Origin of the sequence: Burkholderia lata, assembly GCF_902499335.1 — a bacterium.
GTDB lineage: Bacteria > Pseudomonadota > Gammaproteobacteria > Burkholderiales > Burkholderiaceae > Burkholderia > Burkholderia lata_B.
This window is the reverse complement of record NZ_CABVQK010000005.1, coordinates 583,501-590,200: the sequence shown is the minus strand read 5'-3', so window position 1 is coordinate 590,200 and position 6,700 is coordinate 583,501. Positions and strand designations below refer to the sequence as shown.

The 6,700-nt window shown below is 61.9% G+C and carries 6 protein-coding genes; 3 read left to right on the top strand and 3 right to left on the bottom strand.

All coding sequences use genetic code 11. The features are described from left to right. Nucleotides 1–443 precede the first annotated feature (443 nt). From BCO18175_RS15735 to BCO18175_RS15725, 3 genes are all read left to right on the top strand, one after another. Complete coding sequence (locus BCO18175_RS15735) at nt 444–890, top strand: phosphonopyruvate decarboxylase (protein WP_368040719.1); 447 nt, start codon at nt 444–446, stop codon at nt 888–890. An 8-nt stretch (nt 891–898) separates the two neighbouring features. Beyond that, entirely contained in the window at nt 899–1,504 is a 606-nt protein-coding gene (locus BCO18175_RS15730; RefSeq protein WP_174982216.1) for a thiamine pyrophosphate-dependent enzyme, read from the top strand. Nucleotides 1,505–1,631: 127 nt separating this feature from the next. Next, nucleotides 1,632–2,396 (top strand): helix-turn-helix domain-containing protein, encoded by a 765-nt coding sequence (locus tag BCO18175_RS15725; protein WP_174982214.1) that lies wholly within the window; start codon nt 1,632–1,634, stop codon nt 2,394–2,396. 88 nt (nt 2,397–2,484) lie between these two features. Here the strand turns inward: BCO18175_RS15725 and BCO18175_RS15720 are convergent, their stop codons facing one another. The 3 genes from BCO18175_RS15720 to pruA all read right to left on the bottom strand — a co-directional run bounded on the left by BCO18175_RS15720 (nt 2,485) and on the right by pruA (nt 6,519). Next, nucleotides 2,485–3,648 (bottom strand): NAD(P)/FAD-dependent oxidoreductase, encoded by a 1,164-nt coding sequence (locus BCO18175_RS15720; RefSeq protein ID WP_174982212.1) that lies wholly within the window; start codon nt 3,646–3,648, stop codon nt 2,485–2,487. 47 nt (nt 3,649–3,695) lie between these two features. Next, on the bottom strand, nt 3,696–4,901 hold the full coding sequence (locus BCO18175_RS15715) for a pyridoxal phosphate-dependent aminotransferase (RefSeq protein ID WP_174982210.1): 1,206 nt from the start codon (nt 4,899–4,901) through the stop codon (nt 3,696–3,698). Nucleotides 4,902–4,968: 67 nt separating this feature from the next. Next, on the bottom strand, nt 4,969–6,519 hold the full coding sequence (pruA, locus tag BCO18175_RS15710; protein ID WP_174982208.1) for an L-glutamate gamma-semialdehyde dehydrogenase: 1,551 nt from the start codon (nt 6,517–6,519) through the stop codon (nt 4,969–4,971). Nucleotides 6,520–6,700: the final 181 nt, after the last annotated feature.

Below are 6,700 nucleotides of genomic sequence, written 5' to 3'. Positions count from 1 at the left end.
CGTGTTGTCCGACTTCACGCGGACCTTCACGTTGTAATCGACCACTCTTTTCACTGGCACCAGGATTTTCATGCACATGTCCTCGAAAGGTTCTGGCCATCAGTTTGCATATCGAACGATCCTGCTGGAATTCAAGATTCTGAAACAGGGCCTTCAAACCCCTCGAATTCGTCGATCCAACGTACGCCCGAAGCCCGGCAGACATGGAGCGTCCCCACGTTAACCGGCGGTTAAACACCCATTACGCAATCGCAAATTGAGTTCGGAAAATTGCTGCGGCACGCTTGTCTCATCCGCAAACGCCGTGCACATCGGCGCATGCCGGTCACGCGATATCCCTTTCCCTACTCTCGACGTCAACCGTCCAGCCCATCATGTCAGCTAACTGGCCCGATACCATCTTCGAGCATTTCAAATCCTCCGACGTACGTCAGGTTGCATACGTGCCCGACGCCGGCCACAAGCGCCTCATCGAGCTTTGCGAAGGCGATTCCGACATTCACGCCGTATCCCTGACCACCGAAGAAGAAGGCGTTGCCATGATGGGCGGCGCCTGGGTCGGCGGGCAACGCGGCGTGCTGCTGCTGCAATCGAGCGGCGTCGGCAACTGCATCAACATGCTGTCGCTGCAGCACGAGTGCCGAATGCCGATCCTGATGCTCGTCACGATGCGCGGTGAGTGGGGCGAGTTCAACCCGTGGCAGGTCGCGATGGGCAAATCGACCCAGGCAGCCCTGGAATCCGCCGGCGTCCATGTGTACCGCGCGGACGATGCCGACGAAGTGGCCCCGACCGTCCAGGCGGCGCTGAATTTCGCGTTCAACACGTCGCGCATGGTGGCCGTACTGATCGGCCAGCGCGTGATCGGCACGAAGAACTTCAAAAAGTGAGCATCGACATGACGCAACAGACCATTCCCCTGAACCGCCGGACGGCCGTTCAACGCATCCTCCGCGATCGCGCGGATCGCGTACTGGCCGTCACCAGCCTCGGCAACCCGACCTTCGACGTTGCCGCCGCCGGCGACACGCCGCAAAACTTCTATCTCTGGGGTGCCATGGGCGGCGCCGTGACGTTCGGGCTCGGCATCGCCCGTGCTCAACCATCCAGGCGTGTCGTGGTGTTCGTCGGCGACGGCGAAATGATGATGGGCCTCGGCTCGCTGGCGACCGTCGGCGTCGATCGTCCGTCCAATCTGTCGATCGTCGTGATCGACAACGGTCACTATGCCGAAACCGGCATGCAGCCGGCACACGCCGGACGGGGCGTCGACGTCACGGCTGTCGCACGGGCAGCCTGCATCGAAAACGCACGCACGATCACGACGGAAGCGCAACTCGACGATTTCGTCGACGCCATCCTGAACGGTGACGGCCCGGTACTCGCAACCGTCAAGGTCAGCACCGACCCGGCTCCGGTGTGCCTGCCGCCGCGCGACGGTCCTTATCTGCGCAGCCGTTTCCGCGAAGCGCTGCTCGGGCCCGCCGCACACGCAAGCCAATAAGGGCTTACGCCGGCAGATCGCCATGCACGAAGGGTTCCGCCCATCGCGGAGCCCTTTTTCCATTCCTGGACGCCGCCTGTCGTCCCGGTACAATCGGCATCCGGTTCCCTTATTGCCCAGAGTCCGCATGCCGTCCCAAACCGACAAAGACATGCTCGTCGCGCTGATCAGACAGTTGGATCGCCATCCGGAGCTGCTGGAGCGAGTCTTCGACTGCCTCCCCGACGTGCTCTATTACGTCAAGGACGCCAATGCGCGCTATCTGTCCGTCAACCAGACGCTGATCGCTCGAAGCGGCCTTGCACGCGATGACGTCATCGGCAAGACCGCGGATCAACTCTTTCCCGTGACCGGCGCAAGCACCGTCGCACAGGACTTGTCCGTCATCGAAAACAAGGCACCGATCGTTGACCGGCTTCGTCTGTACTCGACCGGCATCGGGCACAAATACTGGTGCCTCAGTTCGAAGTTTCCAATCATCGACGAGAATGAGAGCGGCATCGGCATGATCGGTGTCTCCCGCGACCTGCCGCGCCCCGATGAGCGCCATCACGGATACCGTCGGCTTTTCGACTTTCTTGCCTATCTGGAACAGCACCTGAGTCAGAACATCCTCATCACGGAGGCGGCCGATCATGCGTCGATCTCGGTCGACACGCTCGAGCGCCTGACGCGCGAAGTATTCCACCTGACGCCGAAGCAGCTACTGATGAAGATGCGCATCGATCACGCATGCAAGCTGCTCGAAACCACCGACCACAGCATTACCGACATTGCCGCCAGTTGCGGCTACGCGGACCATAGCGCGTTTACGCGCCAGTTCAAGCTGGCCACGCACCTGACCCCGCGGCAGTATCGCGATGCCCGCGGACGTGGTCTTCACCCGGCCTGACGGCAACAACATCGCCCGCCTCAAAGAGAACGCGCCGGACACCACCACGGCGACCGGCGCGTGCGCTTCCAGCGTGACCTCGCCACGCTCAGTAAACCGCCTCCTCGATTACCAGATTTCCGGTATTGATTCGATCGGCCGACAGCGGAGTCAGATCGATCGTCCGGTACTCACCGAACGACAGCAGTTCCGCCATGCCGCGACCGACGCCCGGGCTGTGCATCATTCCGTGACCACTGAATCCCGCGGCGACGAACGAATTCTCCGGGCCACTTTGACCGATGAGGCCGTTGTGATCCAGCACGTTGTATTCGTAGTAGCCGGCCCACGCGTGTTCGACACGTAGCGCCTCGAAAGCCGGGATCCGTTCCGCGAGCGTCGGCCAGATAATGTCGTCGAACTCCGCGAAATTGACGTCGAGCGGCAAGTCGTCGAGATCATGCTCGGCCGACGGCGACACGATGCACAGGAAGTGATTTTGCTCGCGCCTCAGATAGATGCCCGAGGTGTCGATCAAGATCGGGAGATCCGGTATTGCGGTCGGACAGGACACGACAAATGCGCAACGCCGGCGTGGTCGAATGGGCAAATCGATTCCGACCGTGCACGCGAGCTTCGACGACCACGCGCCACCCGCATTCACGAATTGATCCCCGGCAATCAGGCGGCCGTCGCTCAATTCGACATGCGTGATGCGATTGCCCGTCGTACGGTATGCCGCCGCGTCACCTGTGACGAACTGGACGCCAGCCTCACGTGCCCGATTGCGATACCACTGCATCAGGCTGTATCCGTCGAACCAGCCTTCCCCCGACAAGCCCTCTGCCGCATACGCGAGATCGCCGACGTTCAACCACGGATAGCGCGCAATCAGCTCCTCCGGCGATCGCTCGGCGATGGCGACGCCCATCGACCGCGCCAGCGCAGTTCGCTTGCGCAGCGCGGGCGCCTGGCCGGACGTACCAACGAACAGATAGCCGCAGTCGGTCAGATCGACGCCTGCGCCGAATCGCGCCTTGTCGCGTTCGATCGAACGCATGAACTCGTAGCCGAATCGCGACAGCTGGATGCAGGACGGTGTCGAGAACTGTTGACGGATCGAGCTGGCCGACAGCGCCGACGATGCGATCCGGTATGTCGGATCGCGTTCGATCACCCAGATCTCGCGATCCGTGCGCCCCTGCCGGGACAGAAAGTAGGCGATGGAACACCCGATACCGCCGCCACCGGTAATGACGATTCTTTCGCTCATGACATGCCTCTTGGTGATGCGTCGTGGTTCGATGCGTCAGACCGAATTCAGGCCAGCAGCTTCGCGCATGCCGCCTCGATACGCTGGAGCGCTTCCTCCAGCTGCTCGACGGACGCGGCATACGACAGCCTGAAGTACGGAGAAAGCAGGAACCCTGTCCCGGAGACGACTGCAACATTGGCATCGTCCAGCAGGTAGCGGACGAAATCCTGGTCGCTGCCGATGCGCGCGCCGGACAACGTATGGCGCCCGATCAATTCCTCGCAGCCGACGAACGCATAGAACGCCCCTTCCGGCTCGCGGCATTGCAGCCCGGGAATACGGCGCAACGCTTCAACGACCTGCTTGCGTCGCCGATCGAACGCGCGCAGCGACGTCTCGACGAACACCTGACTACCGGTGAGCGCTTCAACCGATGCGTATTGCGCGATGGACGTAGCGCTCGTGACGATCTGCCCCTGCACGAGATTCATCGCGTTGATGAGCCGCGCAGGTCCTGCTGCGTAGCCGATACGCCACCCTGTCATCGCGTACACCTTCGACACCCCGTTGATGAGCAGCGTGCGCTCGTACAGATCGGGGGCGACGTTCAGGATGTTGCTGAACGGGGCGTCGATGTAAATCAGCTTCTCGTAGATGTCGTCCGACAGCACCCAGACATGCGGGTGCCGACGCAGCACGTCGGCGAGCGACGTCAGTTCGTCGCGGGAATACACGGCGCCGGTCGGATTGGACGGCGAATTCAGCATCAACCACTTGGTGCGTGGCGTAATGGCGGCTTCGAGTTGTGCCGCCGTGAGCTTGAAGCCCGCGGCTTCCGGGCACGGAACACAAACCGGCGTACCGCCCGACATCTTCACGATCTCGGGGTAGGACACCCAGCAGGGTGTCGGCACAATCACTTCGTCACCGACGTTCAACGACGCAAAGAACGCCGCGAAGATTGCCTGTTTCGCGCCCGACGACACGCTGATACCCGCGACCGGGTAGATCAGGCCATTGTCGTTCGCGAGCTTCGCCGCAATTGCCTCGCGCAACTCCGGGATGCCCGCCGCCTCGGTATAGCGCGTCTTGCCGCTGCGCATTGCCCGAATGGCCGCCTCCTGGATGTTCTCGGGGGTGGGAAAATCCGGCTCGCCCTGCGACAGCGATATCACGTTCCGCCCGGCCCGGCGCAGCTCCGCTGCACGCGCGGCCATCGCCATCGTCTCCGCGGGCGCGATCTGCCCGATTCTGTCCGCAATGATGTTCATTTAAGTTTTCAGGTCCGGAAAAAAACCGGCCCGGCGCATGGACGTACGCCGGACCGGGACATCAAACTTACAGACGCTCGGCGACAGCCTTGATCTGCATGAACTGAAGCAGGTAGTCCGGACCACCGGTCTTCGTGTCGGTACCGGTGAGATTGAATCCGCCGAACGGCTGGATCCCGACGAGCGCGCCGGTGCATTTGCGGTTGAAGTACAGGTTGCCGACATGGAACTCGCGGCGAGCGATTTCGATGCGCTCACGGTCGTTCGAAAACAGCGCGCCGGTCAGCCCGTAGACCGTGTTGTTCGCGACCTGCAGGCCTTCGGTGAAGTCCTTCACGCGGATCGCCGCGACGAACGGACCGAACACTTCTTCCTGCGCGATGCGCGCGGTCGGCGACACGTCGCCGAAGATCGTCGGCTCGATCAGGTAGCCCGGTGCGTCGGCAACCTTGCCGCCCGTCAGCAGCTTGCCCTCGCCGCGGCCGATGTCGATGTACGACTGAACCTTGTTGTACTGCATTTCGTTGCACACGGGCCCGAGGCTCGGGTTGTTCTTCGCCTCGTCGACGACCAGCTTCTTCGTACGTTCGATCACGCGCTCGAGCAGCGCGTCATAGACGGAATCCACCACGATCAGGCGCGAGCAAGCCGAGCATTTCTGGCCGGAATAGCCGAACGCAGCCTGGATCACGCCCGTTGCGGCGTCGTCCAGATTGGCGGTTTCGTCGACCAGGATGCCGTCCTTGCCGCCCAGCTCCAGGAAGACGCGCTTGAACCACTTCTGCCCCGGCGCGAGCTTCGCCGCCGATTCGTTGATCGCCGCACCGGTTGCGAGCGACCCGGTGAAATTGACGAAGCGGGTGCGCGGATGCGCGACGAGATACGAGCCGACGTCGCGGCCGTTGCCAGGCAGATAGTTGACGACACCCGGCGGCAGACCGGCTTCCTCGAAGATGTCGAACACCTTCGCCAGCGACACGACCGTGTCCTCCGCCGGCTTGCACACGACGGTGTTGCCGACGACGATCGCGCCCACGGTCATGCCCGTCATCAGCGCCATCGGGAAATTCCACGGCGAAATCGTGACACCTGCACCGAGCGGAATGTAGAAGCTCTCGTTCTCCTCGCCCGGATAGTGGATCAGCGAACCCAGTCCACCGACGTGGGTCAGCGCCTGCCGTGCGTAGTACTCGGTGAAGTCGATCATCTCCGCGACTTCGGCGCTGGCCTCGACATAGTTCTTGCCGATCTCGTAGACGAGCCATGCTTCGAGTTCGCGCTTGCGGCGACGCATGATCGCAGCGGCCTTCAGCATCACGCGCGAGCGATCTTCCTGCGTCCAGCGCTTCCACGATTCGAACGCCTTCCATGCCGCATCGAGTGCCGCATCGGCGTGCTGCTGCGTTGCCTTCGCCGAGTAACCGACGATCTCCGCCGGATTCGACGGGTTCGTCGAGACGAGCCTGTCGTCCGTCATGACGCGTTCGCCATTGATGATCAGCGGATACGTCTCGCCAAAGCGCGTACGCACCTTGTCGAGCGCGCCACGCATCTCGGCGACGGCGGCGTCGGTGTCAAAGAGGTCGAACGGCTCGTTCTTGTACGGTGCAATCAACATCGCTATCTCCTGTAGAGGGCAGTCGGATCGACGGAGGACCTCATTGCGCTCCCCCGACGTTGAGCGGATTGTCGATCGACGAAAACGGGCCGTCTTGATTTGCGTCGAGATTATCTTGCGGAATTTTGCATAGTCATAAATCTCCGCCCTCGACATTGAACCTCTATATTCACCAATATAT